This is a genomic window from Pseudomonas sp. Snoq117.2, assembly GCF_900110545.1.
Lineage (GTDB): Bacteria > Pseudomonadota > Gammaproteobacteria > Pseudomonadales > Pseudomonadaceae > Chryseomonas > Chryseomonas benzopyrenica.
The window spans coordinates 139,400-158,745 of record NZ_FOED01000004.1 but is presented as its reverse complement, the minus strand read 5'-3'; the positions used below and the strand labels follow the sequence as shown (position 1 = coordinate 158,745).

The 19,346-nt window shown below is 64.0% G+C and carries 18 protein-coding genes; 10 read left to right on the top strand and 8 right to left on the bottom strand.

Translation table 11 applies throughout. The features are described from left to right. Positions 1-43: 43 nt before the first annotated feature. A complete protein-coding gene (locus BMZ43_RS12605) occupies positions 44-631 on the top strand; it encodes a GNAT family N-acetyltransferase (RefSeq protein WP_017639116.1) in 588 nt (195 codons plus the stop codon). Then, positions 628-1,512 carry a carbon-nitrogen hydrolase family protein gene (locus BMZ43_RS12600; protein ID WP_093254058.1) on the top strand — a complete coding sequence of 295 codons (885 nt, stop codon included), beginning with the start codon at positions 628-630 and terminating at the stop codon, positions 1,510-1,512. The genes BMZ43_RS12605 and BMZ43_RS12600 overlap by 4 nt, the downstream gene beginning before the upstream one ends. A gap of 46 nt (positions 1,513-1,558) precedes the next feature. Here BMZ43_RS12600 and BMZ43_RS12595 read toward each other — a convergent pair whose 3' ends face one another. The 5 genes from BMZ43_RS12595 to yaaA form a co-directional block, all read right to left on the bottom strand. Then, positions 1,559-3,079 (bottom strand): fumarate hydratase, encoded by a 1,521-nt coding sequence (locus tag BMZ43_RS12595; RefSeq protein ID WP_093254056.1) that lies wholly within the window; start codon positions 3,077-3,079, stop codon positions 1,559-1,561. Positions 3,080-3,309: 230 nt separating this feature from the next. Next, positions 3,310-4,284: a 2-hydroxyacid dehydrogenase gene (locus BMZ43_RS12585; RefSeq protein ID WP_093254054.1), complete on the bottom strand. Its 975-nt coding sequence runs from the start codon at positions 4,282-4,284 to the stop codon at positions 3,310-3,312. 25 nt (positions 4,285-4,309) lie between these two features. Further along, positions 4,310-5,173 carry a TIGR01459 family HAD-type hydrolase gene (locus tag BMZ43_RS12580; protein ID WP_017639121.1) on the bottom strand — a complete coding sequence of 288 codons (864 nt, stop codon included), beginning with the start codon at positions 5,171-5,173 and terminating at the stop codon, positions 4,310-4,312. Positions 5,174-5,290: 117 nt separating this feature from the next. Then, entirely contained in the window at positions 5,291-6,751 is a 1,461-nt protein-coding gene (locus BMZ43_RS12575; protein ID WP_093254052.1) for a mannose-1-phosphate guanylyltransferase/mannose-6-phosphate isomerase, read from the bottom strand. A 398-nt stretch (positions 6,752-7,149) separates the two neighbouring features. Then, positions 7,150-7,929: a peroxide stress protein YaaA gene (yaaA, locus tag BMZ43_RS12570; RefSeq protein WP_093254050.1), complete on the bottom strand. Its 780-nt coding sequence runs from the start codon at positions 7,927-7,929 to the stop codon at positions 7,150-7,152. Positions 7,930-8,283: 354 nt separating this feature from the next. On the opposite strand from yaaA, the gene BMZ43_RS12565 reads away from it, so the two are divergent. From BMZ43_RS12565 to moaE, 4 genes are all read left to right on the top strand, one after another. Continuing rightward, entirely contained in the window at positions 8,284-9,675 is a 1,392-nt protein-coding gene (locus tag BMZ43_RS12565) for a PhoH family protein (protein WP_017639124.1), read from the top strand. Between the two features lie 229 nt (positions 9,676-9,904). Further along, positions 9,905-10,384 (top strand): cyclic pyranopterin monophosphate synthase MoaC, encoded by a 480-nt coding sequence (gene moaC, locus BMZ43_RS12560; RefSeq protein ID WP_017639125.1) that lies wholly within the window; start codon positions 9,905-9,907, stop codon positions 10,382-10,384. Next, on the top strand, positions 10,381-10,632 hold the full coding sequence (locus BMZ43_RS12555; protein WP_017639126.1) for a MoaD/ThiS family protein: 252 nt from the start codon (positions 10,381-10,383) through the stop codon (positions 10,630-10,632). Before moaC ends, BMZ43_RS12555 begins: the two co-directional genes overlap by 4 nt. Positions 10,633-10,634: 2 nt before the next feature. After that, a complete protein-coding gene (moaE, locus tag BMZ43_RS12550) occupies positions 10,635-11,087 on the top strand; it encodes a molybdopterin synthase catalytic subunit MoaE (protein WP_064309232.1) in 453 nt (150 codons plus the stop codon). Positions 11,088-11,339: 252 nt separating this feature from the next. Here the strand turns inward: moaE and rhlB are convergent, their stop codons facing one another. From rhlB to BMZ43_RS12535, 3 genes are all read right to left on the bottom strand, one after another. Continuing rightward, positions 11,340-12,833 (bottom strand): ATP-dependent RNA helicase RhlB, encoded by a 1,494-nt coding sequence (gene rhlB / locus BMZ43_RS12545; protein ID WP_093254048.1) that lies wholly within the window; start codon positions 12,831-12,833, stop codon positions 11,340-11,342. Between the two features lie 95 nt (positions 12,834-12,928). Beyond that, positions 12,929-13,879 (bottom strand): GGDEF domain-containing protein, encoded by a 951-nt coding sequence (locus BMZ43_RS12540; RefSeq protein ID WP_068382978.1) that lies wholly within the window; start codon positions 13,877-13,879, stop codon positions 12,929-12,931. 199 nt (positions 13,880-14,078) lie between these two features. Beyond that, the gene (locus BMZ43_RS12535; protein WP_017639130.1) at positions 14,079-14,723 is read right to left on the bottom strand and encodes an alpha/beta hydrolase; all 645 of its coding nucleotides are present in this window, start codon (positions 14,721-14,723) and stop codon (positions 14,079-14,081) included. A gap of 383 nt (positions 14,724-15,106) precedes the next feature. On the opposite strand from BMZ43_RS12535, the gene BMZ43_RS12530 reads away from it, so the two are divergent. From BMZ43_RS12530 to BMZ43_RS12515, 4 genes are all read left to right on the top strand, one after another. After that, the gene (locus BMZ43_RS12530; protein ID WP_017639131.1) at positions 15,107-16,135 is read left to right on the top strand and encodes an amino acid ABC transporter substrate-binding protein; all 1,029 of its coding nucleotides are present in this window, start codon (positions 15,107-15,109) and stop codon (positions 16,133-16,135) included. Between the two features lie 100 nt (positions 16,136-16,235). Further along, positions 16,236-17,423 carry an amino acid ABC transporter permease gene (locus BMZ43_RS12525; protein WP_017639132.1) on the top strand — a complete coding sequence of 396 codons (1,188 nt, stop codon included), beginning with the start codon at positions 16,236-16,238 and terminating at the stop codon, positions 17,421-17,423. A gap of 9 nt (positions 17,424-17,432) precedes the next feature. Beyond that, complete coding sequence (locus BMZ43_RS12520; protein ID WP_017639133.1) at positions 17,433-18,533, top strand: amino acid ABC transporter permease; 1,101 nt, start codon at positions 17,433-17,435, stop codon at positions 18,531-18,533. Positions 18,534-18,543: 10 nt separating this feature from the next. After that, the gene (locus tag BMZ43_RS12515; RefSeq protein ID WP_017639134.1) at positions 18,544-19,311 is read left to right on the top strand and encodes an amino acid ABC transporter ATP-binding protein; all 768 of its coding nucleotides are present in this window, start codon (positions 18,544-18,546) and stop codon (positions 19,309-19,311) included. The last annotated feature ends 35 nt before the right edge of the window (positions 19,312-19,346 follow it).

The window sequence follows — 19,346 nt, the reverse complement described above, 5'->3', positions numbered from 1 at the left end:
GCCGACATAGCCATTCACGTCTCCTGCTTAACCAGAAGAGTCCATGGACATCCAACTCCTCCACGGCGCTGCCATCACCCCGCTGATTCCCGAACTTGCCGAATTGCGCATCGCGGTCTTTCGCGAGTTTCCCTATCTCTACGACGGCACTCTGGACTACGAGTCCCGCTATCTGCAGACCTATGCGGAGGCGCCGGACAGCCTTTGCGTGTTGGTTCGCGATGCCGGGCGGGTGGTGGGCGCCGCGACCGCCTTGCCGCTGGCGGACGAGACCGCGGAGTTCCAGCAGCCCTTCCGCGCTCAGGGCTGGCCGGTGGAACGGATCTACTACTTCGGTGAATCCCTCTTGCTGCCGGCCTATCGGGGCCAGGGATTCGGCCGGCGCTTCTTTGCCGAGCGCGAGGCGCGGGCCCGGCAACTGGGGCGCTTCACCTGGTGCGCCTTCTGCGCCGTGCAGCGCCCGGACGACCATCCGCGCCGTCCAGTAGGTTATCGACCTCTGCACGGCCTCTGGCATGGCGAGGGCTTCGTCGAGCATCCGAAATTGCTGACCCACTACTTCTGGCAGGATCTCGACGAGATGGCCGAATCGCCCAAACCCATGACCTTCTGGCTCAAGGAGTTGCCATGATCCGCCTGGCCGCCTGCCAATACGCCATCGAATTGCTGGAGACCTGGGACGCCTATGCCGCGCACCTCACAGAACTCTGCGAGGTCGCAGCCGCCAGAGGTAGCCAACTCCTGCTGCTGCCCGAATACGCCGGCCTGGTGCTCAGCGGCCAGCTGCCTCCCGACGAGCGCAGCGACCTGCAGGGCTCCATTGCCGGCATCCAGCCACTGATTCCGGCTTGGCGCGACCTCTGTGAAAGCCTGGCGCGCCGGCTGCGGCTGTACCTGTTGCCCGGTTCGCTTCCCGTCCTCGATAGCGACGGCCAATACCGCAATCGCGCCTGGCTGTTCGGTCCCGAGGGCTGCCTGGGCCATCAGGACAAGCTGATGATGACCCGCTTCGAGCGGGAAGAGTGGAACATCTCCAGCGGCCGCGAAGGCTTGCGAGTATTCGATACGGCCCTCGGGCGTCTTGGCATCCTGATCTGCTACGACAGCGAATTCCCGCTGCTGGCCCGCCACCTAGCCGAAGCGGGCGCGGACCTGATCCTGGTACCGAGTTGCACCGATACCGTCGCCGGGTTCCATCGGGTGCGGATCGGTGCCCAGGCCCGGGCGCTGGAGAACCAGGTCGCCGTCTTGCAGTCGCCGACGGTGGGTTTGGCGCCCTGGTCGCCGGCATTGGACGAAAATGTCGGTCGGGCCGGCCTCTTCGTCCCGCCGGATCGTGGCATGCCTGCGGACGGCGTGATCGCCCAGAGCGCAGAACTCTGTCCAGACGTCAGCCAATGGCTCTATGCCGACCTCGATCTGGACGAGGTGCAGCGGGTGCGGACCCATGGCCAGGTGTTCATCCGTCGCGACTGGCCGGAGCAGTGGCAAGTGCTGGAACCCAGGCGCTGAATGAAAAAAGCCCAGCACTGGGCTGGGCTTTTTCGTGGGACGGAACCTAGATCTCGACGGCCAGGCTGTCGGCGATCTTCTTCTGCCACACCTGCGGACCCGTGATGTGCACCGACTCGCCACGGGTGTCCACGGCCACAGTCACCGGCATGTCCTTCACCTCGAACTCATAGATGGCTTCCATCCCCAGTTCCGGGAAGGCCAGCACCTGGGCGCCCTTGATGGCCTGTGCCACCAGGTAGGCGGCGCCGCCGACGGCCATCAGGTACACCGCCTTGTGGTCCTTGATCGCCTCAATGGCGATGGGACCGCGCTCGGACTTGCCGATCATGCCCAGCAGGCCGGTCTGGTCGAGGATCTGGCGGGTGAACTTGTCCATGCGGGTCGCCGTGGTAGGACCGGCCGGGCCGACCACCTCGTCGCCCACCGGATCGACTGGACCGACGTAGTAGATGAAGCGGCCCTTGAGGTCCACCGGCAGGGGCTCGCCCTTGTTGAGCATGTCGACCATGCGCTTGTGGGCGGCATCGCGTCCGGTGAGCATCTTGCCGTTGAGCAGCACGGTCTCGCCGGGCTGCCAGCTCTGCACCTCTTCCGGGGTCAGGGTGTCGAGGTCGACGCGACGGGCACTCGGACCGGCTTCCCAGACGATTTCCGGATAGGCGTCCAGCGGCGGGGCTTCCAGGCTGGCGGGGCCGGAGCCGTCGAGCACGAAGTGGGCGTGACGGGTGGCGGCGCAGTTGGGGATCATGCACACCGGCAGGGAGGCGGCATGGGTCGGGTAATCCTTGATCTTGACGTCCAGCACCGTGGTCAGGCCGCCCAGGCCCTGGGCGCCGATGCCCAGCTGGTTGACCTTGTCGAAGATCTCCAGGCGCAACTCTTCCAGGCGATTCTGCGGGCCGCGGGCCTTGAGCTCATGGATGTCGATCTCGTCCATCAGCGATTCCTTGGCCAGCACCGCGGCCTTCTCGGCGGTGCCGCCGATGCCGATGCCCAGCATGCCCGGCGGGCACCAGCCGGCGCCCATGGTCGGCACGGTCTTGAGCACCCAGTCGACGATGGAGTCGGACGGGTTGAGCATGGCCATCTTCGACTTGTTCTCGGAGCCGCCGCCCTTGGCCGCGACGTCGATCTCCACGGTGTTGCCGGGCACGATCTGGTAGTGGATCACCGCCGGGGTGTTGTCCTTGGTGTTCTTGCGGGCACCGGCCGGGTCGGCCAGGATCGAGGCGCGCAGGACGTTTTCCGGCAGGTTGTAGGCGCGACGGACGCCCTCGTTGATCATCTCGTCCAGGCTCAGGGTGGCGCCGTCCCAGCGCACGTCCATGCCGACCTTGGCGAAGACGGTGACGATGCCGGTGTCCTGGCAGATCGGCCGGTGGCCGGTGGCGCACATCCGCGAGTTGATCAGGATCTGGGCGATGGAGTCGCGCGCGGCGGCGGATTCTTCGCGCAGATAGGCCTCGTGCATGGCCTGGATGAAGTCGACGGGGTGGTAATAGGAGATGAACTGCAGGGCGTCGGCAACGCTCTGGATCAGGTCATCCTGCTTGATCACGGTCATGTACGCGCTCCTCTTGGCGGTTTCTTGCGTCTCGACCACGGGCGGTGGCGAGACGGGCGCGCAATTCGGGTCGCACGAACCGGGCCGCGAAGGGGCCCGATCGGAGGGGTGGCCTGACACACTGAGAGAGGCCCACCCGGCCAGGGCGGCCGACCCGAGAGCGGCGCGGCAGTATAGCCTTTAAGCGGCCGGACGGCACGCCGCCTGGGCTGGCGGTGGGCGATCAGCGCCTAGCGGCGGTCCAGGGCCGCCGGATTGACCAGATCGGTCGGCTGCTTGCCTTCGAGGGCAGCGATCAGGTTGTCTACCGCGCGTTCGGCCATGGCGTAGCGGGTCTCGTGGGTGGCCGAGCCGATGTGCGGCAGGGTCACCACATTGGGCAGCTCGAACAGCGGCGAGGCCTCCAGCGGTTCGCGGGTATAGACGTCCAGGCCCGCGCCACGGATCTGGCCACTGCGCAGCGCCTCGATCAGCGCCGCCTCGTCGATGACCGGGCCGCGCGCCAGGTTGATCAGGATGGCGCTGGACTTCATCAGGCCCAACTCGCGTGCCCCTATGAGTCCTTCGGTGGCCGCCGACAGGGGCACCACCAGGCAGACGAAGTCGGCTTCGCTGAGCAGCTCGTCCAGCTCGCGGCGCTGGGCACCCATCTGCTCTTCCAGCTCGGGCTTGGCGCTGTTGGCGGTGTAGAGGATCGGCATGTCGAAGCCGAAATGGCCACGCTTGGCAATGGCGGCGCCGATGCGACCGGCCCCGACGATGCCCAGGGTGCGGCCATGGATGTCGGTGCCGAAATGCTCTTCGCCGATGCCCTTGCGCCAGAGGCCGGCCTTGACGAAGGCGTCCAGCTCCGGCACTCGTCGGGCGGCGCTCATCAGCAGGGTGAAGCCCAGGTCGGCGGTGGTGTCGGTCAATACGTCAGGGGTGTTGGTGAGCAGGATGCCGCGCTTGGTCAGGTAGTCCACGTCATAGCTGTCGTAGCCGACCGAAACGCTGGCGATGGCTTCCAGGGTGGTGGCCATCTCCAGTTCCTGCTCGCCGAGCTTGCGACTGGCGCCGATCAGGCCTTGGGCCTTGGCCGCGGAGGCGGCAAAGAGGTCGATGTTGGCACTGAAGGGGATCACCTCGACCGTGAAGTGCTGGCGCAGACGCTCCACCAGTTCTTCGGGCAGGCGGTTGAAGACCATTACGTGCTTCTTGCTCATCGATACCTCGGCGTACGGAAAAGGATTAGGCCAGACCGGCCGCGGCGAAGCGCGGACGCTCGGGATGTTGCCTGAGCAGCGGCTCGAGACCCTCGCGGGTCGGCTCCTGGTTGAAGCCCAGCCCGAGTGCCTCGCGATGGATGCCGGTGGTGGCCAGCCAGAGGCAGTCGATACCTGCCGCCACTGCACCGGGCACATCGGTCACCAGGGAGTCGCCGACGAACAGCAGGTGCCTGGCACCCCGTTCGGCCAGCGCCCCTGCCGCGCAATGGAAGGCATAGGGATCGGGCTTGCCATACCAGGTGACCGTGCCACCCAGGGCGGCGAAACGATCGGCCAGCTTGCCGGCCGCATAGAAGGGTAGACCCCCGGACACCACGTTACGATCCGGGTTGGCGCAGAGAAAAGGCTTGTCCAGGGCAGTCGCCAAGGGCGCGAAGCGGGTCTCCAGCTCGTCTTCCGGAAAGCTGCCGACGCCGAGGATGATGGCGGCCTGGTCGATATCCTCGACGAAGCGCTCGCGGATCTCCGCGGGCCAGCCGACCTGGCCGGTGCCAGGGCCGGACAGGTAGATGCCGCCTTCGCGAAATTGCGGATCCTGCTGAAAGGCGTCGATGGCCAACTGGCCCGAGGTGGTGATGCCGGCGAAGAGGTCGCGCGACACGCCCAGCTTGCCCAGCTCTTCGACCATGCCGTCTGCATCGCGGGAGGCATTGCTGAGGAACCACACCGGCTTGCCCTCGGCGGCGCGACGCTCCAGCCAGGCGCGGGCACCGGGAAAGGTCTCGTAGCCGTCGATCAGAACGCCCCAGAGGTCGAGGATGAAGCCGTCGTAGGCGGCCAGCGCCTCGTCCAGTTGAGCGAGGCGGAGCAGGGTGGGAGCGGTCATGCGGCGGATCCGATGGCGAAAAGGGGAAACGACAAGCCTAACCCGTTTTGCCGAGCGGCTGCCGAAAACACAGACACCGGCCTGAGCCGGTGTCTGTTTGGTGCCTGTTGGCAGTGCTTAGCGCGTGGGCGCCTTGCCTGCCTTGGCGACTTCCAGGGCCTGGGTGTCGACGCGGCCGTAGATGTCTTCGAAGCGGACGATGTCGTCTTCGCCCAGGTAGCCACCGGACTGCACTTCGATCAGCTCCAGCGGTACCTTGCCGGGGTTGGCCAGGCGGTGCACGGAGGTCATCGGCAGGTAGGTGGACTGGTTTTCGGTCAGCAGGAAGACCTTGTCGTCACAGGTGACCTCGGCGGTACCGGAGACCACGATCCAGTGCTCGGCACGGTGGTGGTGCATCTGCAGCGACAGCTGAGCGCCCGGCTTGACGGTGATGCGCTTGACCTGGAAGCGCTGGCCCATGTCGATGGAGTCGTAGGAACCCCAGGGACGGAAGACTTCCTGGTGCGCCTTGACCTCGTTGCGATTCTGCTTCTCGAGGGTGTTGACCAGCTTCTTGACGTCCTGGACCTTGTCCTTGTGGGCGATCATGACGGCGTCCTTGGTTTCCACCACGACCACGTCGTCCAGACCGACCAGGGTCACCAGCTTGCCGTTGCCGTGCACCAGGCAATTACGGCTGTCATGCAGCACGACGTCGCCCTTGAGGACGTTGCCGTTGCTATCCTTGGCATGGACGTCCCACAGCGCGGACCAGGAGCCGACATCGTTCCAGCCGGCGCTCATGGGTACCACGCAGGCACGGGTGGTCTTTTCCATCACGGCGTAGTCGATGGAGTTGTCCGGGCAGACGGCGAAGGTGGCGGCATCGATGCTGATGTTGATGCCGTCGATGCTGCTGCGCTCCAGCGCCAGCAGGCAGGTGTCATAGATGTCGGTGTCGTGCTTCTTCAGTTCTTCCAGGAAACGGCTGGCGCGGAACAGGAAGATACCGCTGTTCCAGCAGTAGTCGCCGGAAGCCACGTATTCGGTGGCGGTGACGGCGTCGGGCTTCTCGACGAAGCGCTCGACGTGGGACACGCCTTGGGGCAGGCCATCGTTGGAACCGGTCTTGATGTAGCCGTAGCCGGTCTCGGGCGCGGTGGCCGGAATGCCGAACAGCACCATCTCGCCACGCTCGGCGGCGGCGGCGGCCTGTTGCAGGGCGGCCTTGAACTGGGCTTCGTCCTCGATCACGTGATCGGCGGGCAGCACCAGCATCAGGTCGTCCTTGCCGTCAGCGACCAGTTGCATGGCGGCGATGGCCACGGCCGGCGCGGTGTTGCGACCGAAGGGCTCCATGATCAGCGCCTGCGGCTTGCACTCGACGGCCTTGAGCTGCTCTTCCACCAAGTAGCGGTGTTCGGCGTTGCAGACGATGATGGGGCAATCGATGCTGCCCTCGCAGCCCAGGCGATTGATGGTCTCCTGGAACATGGTCTGTTCGCTGGTCAGGGCCAGGAACTGCTTGGGGTAGAGCTTGCGCGAGAGGGGCCAGAGTCGCGAGCCGCTACCACCGGACAGGATGACGGGAATCATGGGCGTTACTCCTTCAGCGTCTGCTGATTTGTGGCCGCTGTCCCTGAGGTCGGGACGAAGCGTCCATGCTTCGAAAAGATCAACCGGCCGAAGCGTCGACCGGTACAAATTGAACGTGCGGACTGATTGCCATTGGCCATCATGGCCTAGGGCAAGGACCAGACAAAGACAGAATCAAACGAAAGTGGTTCTCAGCAAAATTTCCTTTTTCCGGAAAGGCAGCGATTTTGAGACGTCTGGCAACTTTTCTTGCCTGAAGCATCTCCGCTACGGGGCTGAAACCTTTTTTATTGGAGGGAGATGACAGTCTTTCACGGATGGCAGGCGTCGAATGTGACCCTCTAGCCAGTTCGGTGGCCCAGCATGCGGGCAATTGTGCCATCCGTCGATTCGCCCGGCTAATCCGGCGGTGTATCGCGCAGGAACACCAGCGTGTCGGCCGAGGAGCGCTCGGTCGAGTAGCGATAGCCCTGGTCACCGAACTCGCGCAACTCGTCCACCGTGGAGACGCGCTGCTTGATCACGTGCCGCGCCATCAGGCCGCGCGCCTTCTTGGCGTAGAAACTGATGATCTTGTAGTCGCCATTCTTGAGATCGCGAAATTCCACATCCACGACGCGGGCCTGCAGGCGCGCCCGGCGCACCGCGCTGAAATATTCGTTCGAGGCCAGATTCAGCAGGACGTCGTCCCCCTGGGCCGCGAGATCCGCCTTGAGCCAGTCGCTGATACGCTCGCTCCAGAAGGCATAGAGATCCTTGCCGCGCGGATTGGCGAACTTGGTGCCCATTTCCAGGCGATAGGGCTGCATCAGGTCCAGCGGGCGCAGCAGGCCGTAAAGACCGGACAGCATGCGTAGGTGGCGCTGGGCGAAATCGAAGTCGTCTTCCTGGAAATCCTCGGCGGCGAGCCCAGTGTAGACGTCACCCTTGAACGCCAGCAGCGCCTGCTTGGCATTCTCCGGCGTGAAATCCGGGGTCCAGCTGCCGAAGCGGGCGACATTGAGGGTGGCGATCTTGTCGGACACCCCCATGAGCGCGGCGACCTCTGCCGGGGCAAGCTGGCGAAGTCCGTCGATCAGTTCGCGGGAGTGCTCCAGGTATTGCGGCAGGGTATGGCGGGACGTGCTGGGCGGTGTGCTGTAGTCCAGCGTCTTGGCGGGGGAAATCACCATCAGCATCGGCTTGGCTCCTCTGGGCGAGGCGCCATTCTAGAAGTCTCCGCCGCTCGGCTCCAGTGGGCCTTGCCGATGGAGTCGATAGGTATTGACCACGGTCTCGGGGCGAGGTTGCCGGGTCGGGCGGCAACATCGACAGCTCCGTGAAAAAAATTGGATGCGGCCAAAAAAAGCTTTTGTGCCTCAGGTCTTTTGCGTTATTACCGAAGTGTCCGTCGCATCTCTCGGGTCCCGTGCCCTCATGTTGGCCGGTCCGTGAACCCGCTGCTGGAGCGACGGCACCTTTCGCCGCGGAGCGTCGTTCTGGCGCTCCGTCGACAGGCTTGCGAGTCAAGCGTTTCTACGAGGTGACCGAGTATGGATGATCACGGACGTTCCCGCCCCACCCAGCCCACCCTCTATGTGCTCGACACCAACGTACTGATCCACGATCCCAACGCGCTGCTCAATTTCGAGGAGCATCACGTCGCCATCCCCATGACGGTCCTGGAGGAACTCGACAAGCTCAAGACCGGCAAGCACAACGTTGCCGCCGAATGCCGGCAGGCGATCCGCCTGATCGACAGCGTGCTCGCCGAATCCTCGCCCGAGGACGTCGAGCGGGGCGTACCCATTCCCCGCGGCAAGGGCGAGGCCAAGGGGCGACTGTCCATCCTCATGGGCCGCCGCGCCGGCCCCATGGCCTGCCTGCCCGACGACATCAACGACAACCGCATCATCAACCAGCTCGTCGAATTGCGCACCCAGCATCCCCAGGAGCGGGTGGTGCTGGTCACCAAGGACATCAACATGCGCCTCAAGGCGCGTGGTTGCGGCATCGCCGCCGAGGACTACCAGACCGACCAGTTGCTCGATGATGTCTCCCTGCTGTCCCAGGGTTATCACAACCTGCCGGGGTCCTTCTGGGACAACGTGAGCAAGGTGGAAAGCCGGCAGGAGCTGGGCCGGGTCTGGCACCGGGTGCAGCTGTCGGCCGAAATGCCGCCGTTCAACGTCAATGACTTCGTGCTCGACGAGCAGGGCTTCGTCGGCTGGGTCAAGGCGGTGCGTGACGGCGAGGTGATCCTGCTCGACATGCACCAGGAGCCCCTGATGCACCAGGAAGCCTGGGGACTGAAGCCGCGGGACATCTACCAAGCGCTGGCGCTGTTCGCCCTGCTGGAGCCGGATATCCACCTGGTCAACCTGACCGGTGCGGCGGGTTCGGGCAAGACCATCCTGGCGCTGGCCGCGGCCATCGAGCAGACCATGGTCACCAAGAGATACCGGCGGATCATCGCCACCCGCAGCGTCCAGGGCCTGGACGAGGACATCGGCTTCCTGCCCGGGACCGAGGCCGAGAAGATGGAGCCCTGGCTGGGCGCCATCACCGACAACCTCGAAGCCCTGCACATGGACGACCACAACCCCCACGGCAGCGTGGACTACATCCTCAGCAAGGTGCCGTTGCAGTTCAAATCGCTGAACTACATCCGCGGTCGCAGCTTCCAGCAGAGTCTGATCCTCATCGACGAATGCCAGAACCTCACGCCACACCAGATGAAGACCATCATCACCCGCGCCGGTAGCGGCTCCAAGGTGATCTGTCTGGGCAACCTGGCGCAGATCGATACGCCTTACCTTTCCGCCACCAGCTCGGGTCTCACCTACCTGTCCGAGCGCTTCAAGGGCTTCAACCACGGAGTGCACATCACCCTGCAGGGCGTACCCCGGTCCATCCTCGCCGAATACGCAGAGTCCCATCTGTAAGTGCTAGGGCTTGTCTGAAAAGTAGCCGAGCGAAGGTCAGGCAAGGCAAAAATCCGTGAGGAAGCGGAGTTTACGAGTGGTAAATGAGCATTCCGAACGGATTGTTAACGCAGCATGACCGAGCGCAGGCACTTTTTAGACACAGCCCACGATCCCCGTCTGGTCACGGGCGGGGATCAAATCCCTAGCCGCAGGTCTACAATGGCAGGTCCTTTCCAGGAGTCATGCCGTGCTGACCCATCTCGATTCCCAAGGCCGTGCCAACATGGTCGATGTCACCGACAAGCAGGTGACCTTCCGTGAAGCCACCGCCGAAGCCCGGGTGCGCATGCGTCCGGAAACCCTCGACCTGATCCAGAGCGGCGGCCACCCCAAGGGCGATGTCTTCGCTGTGGCCCGTATCGCCGGCATCCAGGCGGCCAAGAAGACCGCCGATCTCATCCCGCTCTGCCATCCGCTGATGCTGACCGGCGTCAAGGTCCAGCTGGCCGCGGAAGCGCCCGATGCGGTGCGGATCACCGCCACCTGCAAGCTGTCCGGGCAGACCGGGGTGGAGATGGAGGCCCTGACCGCAGCCAGTGTCGCGGCCCTGACCCTTTACGACATGTGCAAGGCGGTCGATCGGGGCATGACCATCGAGGCGGTACGCCTGCTGGAAAAGAACGGCGGCAAGAGTGGCCACTTCCGCGCCAAGGAGCAGCCGGCATGATCCGCGTGCAATTCTTCGCCCGCTATCGCGAGGTGCTGGGTCTCGCCGAGGACAGTCTGGCCTGGGAGCCTGATCTGGCCACCGTTGGCGACCTGCGCGAGCACCTGGTCCAGCGCGGTGGAATCTGGACCGAGACTCTGGGCGAGCGCGGTCTCATGTGCGCCCGCAATGAAGAACTCTGCGGGCTGGCCGAGCCGCTGCGCGATGGCGACGAAGTCGCCTTCTTTCCCACCGTGACCGGAGGCTAGGCATGGCCATTCGTGTACAGGCTGCGGCTTTCGATCCTGGCCAGGAGCTCAATGCCCTGCATGCCGCCAACACCGGCATCGGTGCCGTGGTGGGTTTCGTCGGTTATGTACGGGACTTCAACGCTGGGCGCGACGTCGGCGGGCTGTTCCTCGAGCACTTTCCCGGCATGACCGAGAAGGCCCTGGCGCGCATCGTCGAAGAGGCGAATCAGCGCTGGCCGCTGCTTAACGTCGATATCCTGCATCGCATCGGTCGCCTGGAGCCGGGCGAACCCATCGTCTTCGTCGGTACCGCCAGCGCCCATCGCCAGGCGGCCTTCGAGGCCTGCAATTTCGTGATGGACTATCTCAAGACCCGCGCACCCTTCTGGAAGAAGGAGGACACATCCGAGGGCCCGCGCTGGGTGGATGGGCGTGCCAGCGACCAAGACGCCGCGGGGCGTTGGACGACGTAGGGGAAAACCGCACAGCGTTTTCCACGTAGTGCTCCGGCTGTTGGTGGATGAGGCTGCGCCGTCATCCACTCTAGGACCTATCTTGTAGGAGCGACTGGCTTATCGCAGTCATGACCATGATAGACCGTAGGTTGGGTTGAGACGGTTCCATCGTCGAAGCCCAACAGTGGCGGCCCTCGAGGCAATGTTGGGCTTCGCTGCGCTCAGCCCAACCTACCGCGGCCCGTAGGAGCCGTGGTGGGGCAGCGCTACTCAACGCTGCCGCGGGACCGGCTTGAGCAACTCGGCTGGCGGCATCTCGCAACCGATCTTGCGCCCCAGCAGGGTTTCGATGGGCGGCAGGGCGAAGGCGTCGTCCTCACCGGCGAAGCTGATGGAGGTACCGCTGGCGCCGGCGCGACCGGTACGACCGATGCGGTGCACGTAGTCGTCCGGGTCTTCCGGCAGGGTGAAGTTGATCACGTGGCTGATGCCGTCGACGTGAATGCCGCGACCGGCCACGTCGGTGGCCACCAGCACGCGGATCTTGCCGGCGCGGAAGCCTTCCAGGGTCTTGATGCGCTTGTGCTGGGGCACATCGCCGGACATCTGGGCGGCGCTGATGCCGTCCTTGGTCAGGCGTTCTTCGATGCGGCGCACCTCGTCGCGACGGTTGGCGAACACCATCACCCGCTCCCAGTTGTTCTGGGCGACCAGGTTGTAGAGCAGGCGATACTTGTCGCTGGAGGACACGGCATAGACGTGCTGCTCGACGGTGTCGCTGGCCACGTTTTCCGGCTCGATCTCGACGATGGCCGGATCGGTGGTCCACTGCCGCGCCAGGTTCATCACGTCGTCGGTAAAGGTGGCGGAGAACAGCAGGGTCTGGCGTTCGCTCTTGGGCGGCGTCTGGCGGATGATCTGGCGGACCTGGGGGATGAAGCCCATGTCCAGCATGCGGTCGGCCTCGTCCAGCACCATCACCTCGACCATGTCCAGGTGCACCTCACCGCGCTGGTTGAAGTCCAGCAGACGGCCGGGGGTGGCGACCAGGATGTCGCAATAGCGTGCTTCGAGCTGCTTGAGCTGCTTGTCGAAGTCCATGCCGCCGACAAAGCTCATGACGTTGAGCCCGGTGTACTTGGCCAGATCCAGGGCGTCGTTGGCGATCTGCACTACCAACTCGCGGGTCGGCGCGATGATCAGCGCCCGCGGCTCGCCCATGTACCTTTCCTTGGGCGGCGGGGTGGTCAACAGCTGAGTGATCGTCGAGATCAGGAAGGCCGCGGTCTTGCCTGTGCCGGTCTGGGCGCGGCCGATGGCGTCCTTGCCCTTGAGGGTGAAACCCAGCACCTGTGCCTGGATCGGCGTGCAGTAGGGAAAACCCAGATCGTGGATGCCGTGCATCAGCCGCGGATCCAGCTTGAAGTCGTGGAAGCGCGTCTTGCCTTCCTGGGGCTCGACCGCGAAGTCTTCCAGTTTCCAGGTGTCGATCGGCTTGGGCTTGCGCGGGCTGCGTTCGCGACGTGGCTTGGCGGATTTTTCCACCTGGGCGCGTGGCTCCTGGGGGCGGGATTCCTGGCTGCGGGTTTCGCCTGGGGTGCGCGGTTTGCGCGGCGCACGCTCGGCCTGGGGCTCGGGCGCGATCGGGTCAGGAGAGGAGGGGGCTTCAGGAGCGGCGCTGGGGGTAGCTTGGGGCGCAGGGGAGGGGGTCGGCTGAGCGACCTCTTGATCCTTGCCCAGAAATTTTTTGAGTGCCTTGAGCACGGAGGGTCTCGATCATCGAAAGCGGAATGAGACCGCAGTGTAAAGCAACCGACGTGCCCGGCAACAACTACCTGCCGAACGCAAGCGCAATCCGCTTAGCCGCTGATCCGATTGCGCCCGGCATCCTTGGCCTGATAGAGCGACTTATCCGCGCGCCCGACCAGTTCGTCCAGGGAATCGGCCTTGCGCATCTGCGCCAGGCCAATCGACACGGTGACGCCCGGTAGCTTGCCGCAGGGCGAATAGAAATCCTTGATCTCCGCCAGGCTCTGGCGCAGGCGCTCGGCAATGGCGATCGCCTCGTCGCGATCAATTTCCGGCAATAGGATGACGAACTCCTCGCCACCATAGCGCGCCATGCTGTCCTTGGGTCTCAACTGGTCGCGCAGGGTATTGGCGACCAGGCACAGGGCATAGTCGCCCGCCAGATGACCATGGGTGTCGTTGTAGCGCTTGAAGTGATCGACATCCAGCATCAGCAGGCTCAGGGGCTGCCGATTGAAGGCGCAACGGGTGCTCTCGCGCTCGAACAGCTGCTCGAGGCGCCGCCGATTGAACAGGCCGGTCAGCGTATCGACATTGGCGTTGCGTTCGGTGTCGACGATGAGCTGGTTGCCACGGCGCATCCGCTCACAGAGGATGCCGAGCAGGTTGTGCATGGCCTTGGAAGAACGCTCGATCAGCTCCAGCACCAGGTCGCGATGCAGGCAAAGCACCTGGGTGTCGGCTTCGGCGATGACGTGGGCGCTGGGCCGCTCGTTGTCCATGAAGCTGATCTCGCCCGAGCATTCGCCTGGGCCGAGCAGATAGATGGGCGGATTTTCCGGCGAGCCCAGGTGGACTCGCAGGCGACCTTCCAGGATGAGGTACATGTACTGGTTGATCATGGCGGGCGAGAGCAGGCACTCACCGGCGACCAGGCTACGGGTGGCCGAGCGGGCGATCAGGGCTTCCAGCAGGTAGGTCTCCACGCCCTTGAACAGGCGCAGGTCCTTCAGGGAAGCGACCGGTACTTCGGCCAGCCAGGCCGACAAGGGGGCAGCCATCAAAGGATCACCCCGGGGGCTGAAAGGAAAACTCGGGCCATAGCTGCTCCATGCACATCACGACCTTCAGGCACCCCTACTGGACCGGATGGGTACCTCAAAGTTCGTTCGCTTGGCCCTGTCCGGGCCTCCATTCGTGCCCGGATTCCGCAAACTGTCGACCGGTTTCCAAAAACGCAACGGCTCGGCGATTCGGTCTTTATTTTCCGCCGAGACGTGCCAGCAGCCAGCCCTGAATATCCTGGATTTCCGCGGGAATGACCTCGTGGCGCATGGGATAGCTGTGCCAGAGCGCTTCCACGCCGGCGGCCACCAGCGCCTCGTAGGCAGCGCGCCCTAGGGCCAGGGGTACCACGTCATCCTGGTCGCCATGCAGGCACAGCACCGGGGTGGCACCACCGCGGTTGACCTGGGCGTCTTCGAAGCTGGGCGCATAGGTCGATAGCGCCATGACGCCACCCAGGGTGGGGCAGGCGGTGTTGTAGGCGGTATGCAGAACCACGGCGCCCCCCTGGGAGAAGCCGGCCAGCACGATGCGTTCGGCAGGAATGCCCTGGGCCTGCTGGGTCTCGATCAGCGCCTGCACCGTGGCGGCCGATGCATCCAGCTGAGCGCGGTCGATGGCCCGGGCCGGATTCATGGCCAGGATGTCGTACCAGGAGGGCATGGCCCAGCCACCATTGATGGTGACCGCCTGGGTCGGTGCCTGAGGCAGGACGAAGCGGGTTGTGGTCAGGGTGCGCTGCAACAATTCGGCAACGGGTTCGAAGTCATGCTGGGTGGCTCCCAGGCCATGCAACCAAATGACGCAGCTATCGGCGGTTCCGCTGGGCGATTCCAGCACAAGAGGCGAATTTTCCAAGGCTTTGCTCCAGTTTGGTGCCACTAAAAATGGGTGTGGTAACAGATGGTGCACAAAATGCGTGTCGCATTTTCGTAATTTATTCGTCCGGCTTTTTGCTCGAAGTCTCGCGATTGCCGGGTTTGAGCCAAGTGAGCTTCTGTCGCATTCACTGGTCCGCAAATTGCCTCATCTAGGCTGCGGCCAGGTAGTGCACTAACAGGTAACACTGACTCACTGCTTCGTCATGCCTTCCAGTGCGTCTCCTTCTTCCCTTGATGAAGGACGCCCAGGGATCGGGTGGGCGGGTTCCACGGCAATCAGGCGAGAGACATCGTGCTGCCGTGCAACTGGAACGTAATTCATAAACAAAGTGGAGCTTATCGATGAAGATGGTGAAGTCTACCCTGGCAATTCTGACCACCGCCGCTGCTCTTGGCCTGTCCGGCATGGCTCACGCAGGCGCTACCCTGGATGCGGTGAAGAACAAAGGTTTCGTGCAATGCGGCGTCAGCGATGGCCTGCCGGGCTTCTCCTTCACCGACTCCAAGGGTGACTACAAGGGCATTGACGTCGACGTCTGCCGCGCCGTGGCCGCTGCAGTCTTCGGTGACTCCACCAAGGTTCGCTTCACTCCCCTGACCGCCAAGGAGCGTTTCACCGCGCTGCAATCCGGCGAGATCGACGTGCTGTCGCGCAACACCACCTGGACCAGCTCCCGCGATGGCGGCATGGGTCTGATCTTCGCCGGCGTCACCTACTATGACGGCCAGGGCTTCCTGGTGAGCAATAAGCTGGGTGTGAAGAGCGCCAAGGAACTGGACGGCGCCACCGTGTGCATCCAGGCCGGTACCACCACCGAACTCAACCTGGCCGACTACTTCCGTTCCAACGGCATGAAGTTCACCCCCATCACCTACAGCACCTCGGACGAGAGCGCCAAGTCGCTGGAAGCCGGTCGTTGCGACGTCCTGACCTCCGACCAGTCGCAGCTGTACGCCCAGCGCAACAAGCTGTCCAAGCCCGACGACTACGTCGTGCTGCCCGAGGTGATCTCCAAGGAGCCGCTGGCACCGGCCGTGCGGCGTGGCGACGAAGACTGGCTGACCGTGGTCAAGTGGTCGCTGTTCGCCATGGTCAACGCCGAAGAGCTGGGTCTGACCTCCGCCAACGTCGAAGCCCAGGCCAAGGACTCCAAGAACCCTGACGTGCGTCGTCTGCTCGGCGCCGATGGCGAATTCGGTAAGGATCTGAAGCTGCCGAAGGACTGGGCGGTGAAGATCGTCAAGCAGGTGGGCAACTACGGCGAAGTCTTCGAGCGCAACGTCGGCATGGGCAGCGACCTGAAGATCAAGCGTGGCCTCAACGCCCTGTGGAATGCAGGCGGTCTGCAGTACGCCCCGCCGGTCCGTTGATCTCGGCGCCTTAGTCGCCGAACACCTTCCGGATGTGCAGATTCTCGCCCTGCAGCGCTACCCGCGCTGTGGGGCGAGAATTTAATGAGGCTCCAAGTAGATGCAAAACGTTAGCAAACCGTCCGCACCGGTCCGTGGGTCGCTGCTCACCGACCCGCAGGTACGCTCCTGGCTGTTCCAGATCGTGGCCGTGGTCGCCGTGGTGGCCTTCGGCTGGTTCCTGTTCGACAACACCCAGACCAACCTCGCCAACCGGGGCATCACCTCCGGCTTCGGCTTTCTCAACAACACCGCCGGCTTCGGCATTCCCCAGCACCTGATTCCGTACAGCGAAGGCGATACCTACGGGCGCGTCTTCCTGGTCGGTCTGCTCAACACCCTGCTGGTGTCGGTCATCGGGATCTTCCTGGCGACCATCATCGGCTTCAGCGTGGGTGTGGCGCGGTTGTCGAACAACTGGCTGCTGCGCAAGGTCGCCACGGTCTATATCGAGACCTTCCGCAACATTCCGCCGCTGCTGCTGATCTTCTTCGTCTATTTCGCCGTGCTCGCGCCGCTGCCGGGTCCGCGCCAGAGCCTGACCCTGGGCGATGCCTTCTTCGTCAACAACCGCGGCCTGTACATGCCGGCGCCGATCGCCGATGCCGGCTTTTTACCCGGTCTGATCGCGCTGCTGATCGCCATCGTCGCCAGCGTGGTGGTGGTGCGCTGGGCGCGCAAACGGCGGCATGCCACCGGCCAGCGCTTTCCGGTGCTGTGGACCGTGCTGGCGCTGCTGATCGGGATCCCGCTGCTGGCGGCCCTGGTCTTCGGCAGGCCGTTGCACTGGGAAGTGCCGGAATTGCAGGGCTTCAACCTGCGCGGCGGCTGGGTGATCATCCCCGAGCTGGTCTCCCTGGCATTGGCCCTGTCGGTCTATACCGCGGCCTTCATCGGCGAGACGGTGCGCGGTGGTATCCAGGCGGTCAGCCACGGTCAGACCGAGGCGGCCAGCTCCCTGGGGCTGCGTCCGGGCCTGACCTTGCGGCTGGTGATCATTCCCCAGGCCTTGCGGGTGATCATTCCGCCACTGACCAACCAGTATCTGAACCTGATGAAGAACTCCTCGCTGGGCGCCGCGGTGGGCTATCCGGAGATGGTGGCGCTGTTCGCCGGCACCGTCCTGAACCAGACCGGCCAGGCCATCGAGACCATGGCCATCACCATGAGCGTCTACCTGGCCATCAGCATCAGCATCAGCATCCTGATGAACTGGTACAACAAGCGCATCGCGCTGATCGAGCGTTAAGGAGCGCGTATGAGTAACCAGACCCATACCTTCAAACCGGACCTGCCGCCGCCGCCTTCCAGCGTCGGTGCCCTGGCCTGGATTCGGGGCAATCTGTTTTCCAGCATCGGCAATACCCTGCTGACGCTGTTCGGTCTCTACATCGTCTGGCTGATCGTACCGCCGGTGGTGAACTGGGCCTTCATCAATGCCACCTGGAGCGGCAGCACCCGTGCCGATTGCGCCCCGGGCGGCGCCTGCTGGGTGTTCATCAAGGAGCGCTTCGGGCAGTTCATGTACGGCTTCTACCCCGGCGATCAGCGCTGGCGTGTGGATCTGACCGTGGTGATCGCCGTAATCGGCGCCATCCCGCTGTTCCTCGACAGTTTCAAGCACAAGGCTCGCTACGGTCTGGCCCTGCTGGTGATCTATCCGCTGGTGGCCTTCTGGCTGCTGTATGGCGGTTTCGGTCTGCGCGTTGTGCCCACCACCGAATGGGGTGGCCTGATGCTGACCGTGGTGATCGCCGCCGTAGGCATCGTCGGCGCCTTGCCGCTGGGCATTCTGCTGGCCCTGGGACGGCGCTCCAAGCTGCCGGCGATCAAGGTCATCTGCGTGACCATGATCGAGTTCTGGCGGGGTATCCCCCTGATCACGGTGCTGTTCCTGTCGTCGGTGATGCTGCCGCTGTTCCTGCCCGATGGCATGAACCTCGACAAGCTGTTGCGCGCCATCGTCATGGTGATCATCTTCGAGGCGGCCTATATCGCCGAGGTGGTGCGGGGTGGCATGCAGGCCATTCCCAAGGGCCAGTACGAAGCCGCCGCGGCCATGGGCCTGGGCTACTGGCGGACCACCGGTCTGGTGATCCTGCCGCAGGCGCTCAAGCTGGTGATCCCGGGCATCGTCAACACCTTCATCGCGCTGTTCAAGGATTCGAGCCTGGTGGTCATCATCGGCCTGTTCGATCTGCTCAACAGCATCAAGCGCGCCACCTCCGACCCGGCCTGGCCTGGTCTGTCCACCGAAGGCTATGTGTTCGCCGCCCTGGTCTTCTGGATTTTCTGTTTCGCCATGTCCAGCTACTCCGCCCGTCTGGAGCGCAAGCTGAACACCGGCCACAAGCGTTAGGAGTCAATAGATGAACGTAAGCAACAAGCAGCCGGTCGACAGCAGCAAGGTCATGATCCAGCTCAAGGACGTGAACAAGTGGTACGGCCAGTTCCACGTGCTCAAGGACATCAACCTGACCGTGACCCAGGGCGAGCGCATCGTGCTGTGCGGACCGTCCGGCTCGGGCAAGTCCACCACCATCCGCTGCATCAATCGCCTGGAAGAGCACCAGAAGGGCCAGATCATCGTCGACGGCACCGAGCTGACCAACGATCTCAAGCAGATCGAGACCATTCGCAGCGAAGTCGGCATGGTGTTCCAGCACTTCAACCTCTTCCCGCACCTGACCGTGCTGCAGAACTGCACCCTGGCGCCCATGTGGGTACGCAAGCTGCCGAAGAAGCAGGCCGAAGAGATCGCCATGCACTACCTGCAGCGGGTGCGCATTCCCGAGCAGGCCCACAAGTTTCCGGGCCAGCTGTCCGGTGGCCAGCAGCAGCGCGTGGCCATCGCCCGGGCGCTGTGCATGCAGCCGCGCATCATGCTGTTCGATGAGCCGACCTCGGCGCTCGACCCGGAGATGGTGAAGGAGGTGCTGGACACCATGATCGGTCTGGCCCAGGACGGCATGACCATGCTCTGCGTGACCCACGAGATGGGCTTCGCCCGCACCGTGGCCAACCGGGTGATCTTCATGGACAAGGGCGAAATCGTCGAGCAGGCCGCTCCAGACCAGTTCTTCGACAACCCGCAGAATGAGCGTACGCGCCTGTTCCTCGGGCAGATCCTGCACTGAGACGCGACCGGGGTGGACACCCATCCGCCCCGGTC